Annotated in this window: 1 tRNA gene and 2 rRNA genes; all 3 read left to right on the forward strand. The window is 49.0% G+C overall.

Annotation, left to right across the window (positions count from 1 at the left end):
* Nucleotides 1-102: ribosomal RNA gene (locus CLOTH_RS10275) — 16S ribosomal RNA — on the forward strand; the annotation flags it as partial.
* Nucleotides 103-156: 54 nt separating this feature from the next.
* Nucleotides 157-232, forward strand: a tRNA-Ala gene (locus CLOTH_RS10280).
* A gap of 40 nt (nt 233-272) precedes the next feature.
* Nucleotides 273-1,844 (forward strand): 23S ribosomal RNA (locus tag CLOTH_RS10285); the annotation flags it as partial.

Here is a 1,844-nt window from a genome sequence, read left to right on the forward strand (position 1 = left end):
TACCCAACCGCAAGGAGGGGGCTGCCGAAGGTGAAATCGATGACTGGGGTGAAGTCGTAACAAGGTAGCCGTATCGGAAGGTGCGGCTGGATCACCTCCTTTCTAAGGAGTAATAGTCTGCTGTTTAATTTTCAGCGTTCTTGCTGAAAAGAATATGGGGATGTAGCTCAGCTGGGAGAGCACCTGCCTTGCACGCAGGGGGTCAGGAGTTCGATCCTCCTCATCTCCACCATAGTACTTTGAAAACTGTATAGCATATATAAAAATATTTAGGTCAAGTTATTAAGGGCGTAGGGCGGATGCCTTGGCACCAAGAGCCGATGAAGGACGTGGTAAGCTGCGATAAGCTTCGGGGAGGCGCAAGCAACCTTTGATCCGAAGATTTCCGAATGGGGAAACCCATCTAGAGTAATGTCTAGATATCCTTAGATGAATACATAGTCTAAGGAGGGGAACCAGGGGAACTGAAACATCTAAGTACCCTGAGGAGTAGAAAGAAAATTCGATTCCCTAAGTAGCGGCGAGCGAAATGGGAACAGCCCAAACCTATAAAGCTTGCTTTATAGGGGTTGTGGACATAACACAAAAGAGTAAACTTTCGTATTCGAATAGATCTGGAAAGGTCAACCATAGAAGGTAACAGTCCTGTAGATTAAACGAAAGAGCTTAAGTTATGATCCAGAGTACCACGGGACACGTGAAACCCTGTGGGAAGCAGGGGGGACCACCCCCCAAGGCTAAATACTACTTGGTGACCGATAGCGCATAGTACCGTGAGGGAAAGGTGAAAAGAACCCCGGGAGGGGAGTGAAATAGAACCTGAAACCCTACGCCTACAAACTGTGGAAGCACATTTTTAGTGTGACCGCGTACTTTTTGTAGAACGGGCCAACGAGTTACGGTAAGTAGCAAGGTTAAGGACTTAAGGTCTGGAGCCGCAGCGAAAGCGAGTCTTAAACGGGCGTTTAAGTTACTTGCCGTAGACCCGAAACCAGGCGACCTACCCATGGACAGGATGAAGCGAAAGTAAAATTTCGTGGAGGTCCGAACCCACGCACGTTGAAAAGTGCGGGGATGAGCTGTGGGTAGCGGTGAAATTCCAATCGAGCCTGGAGATAGCTGGTTCTCCCCGAAATAGCTTTAGGGCTAGCCTCGAGCGTAGAGAAAAGGAGGTAGAGCACTGACTGTCCTAGGGGCCCTTTGGGTTACCGAAGACTATCAAACTCCGAATGCCTTATTCTTTTACTCGGGAGTCAGACTATGGGTGATAAGATTCATAGTCGAAAGGGAAACAGCCCAGACCGTCAGCTAAGGTCCCTAAGTATGAGTTAAGTGGAAAAGGATGTGGGATTGCACAGACAACCAGGATGTTGGCTTAGAAGCAGCCACTCATTTAAAGAGTGCGTAATAGCTCACTGGTCGAGTGATCCTGCGCCGAAAATTACCGGGGCTAAAACTCATCACCGAAGCTACGGCATCCGTAAGGATGGGTAGGGGAGCATTCTCTAAGGGTTGAAGCTAAACCGTAAGGATTGGTGGACTTTAGAGAAGAGAGAATGTTGGCATGAGTAGCGAGACGTGGGTGAGAATCCCACGGGCCGAAAACCTAAGGTTTCCTGAGGAAGGTTCGTCCGCTCAGGGTTAGTCGGGACCTAAGCCGAGGCCATTTGGCGTAGGCGATGGACAACAGGTTGAGATTCCTGTACCACCAATTACCGTTTGAGGAATGGGATGACGCAGAAGGATAGGCTATCCTACCGCTGGTCGCGTAGGTCCAAGCATTGAGGGAGTTAAGATAGGCAAATCCGTCTTAACATATCCTAGGATGTGATGGGGAGCGAAAT

This window comes from Alkalithermobacter paradoxus, assembly GCA_002029295.1.
In the GTDB taxonomy this organism is placed as follows: Bacteria; Bacillota; Clostridia; order Peptostreptococcales; family Peptostreptococcaceae; genus Alkalithermobacter; species Alkalithermobacter paradoxus.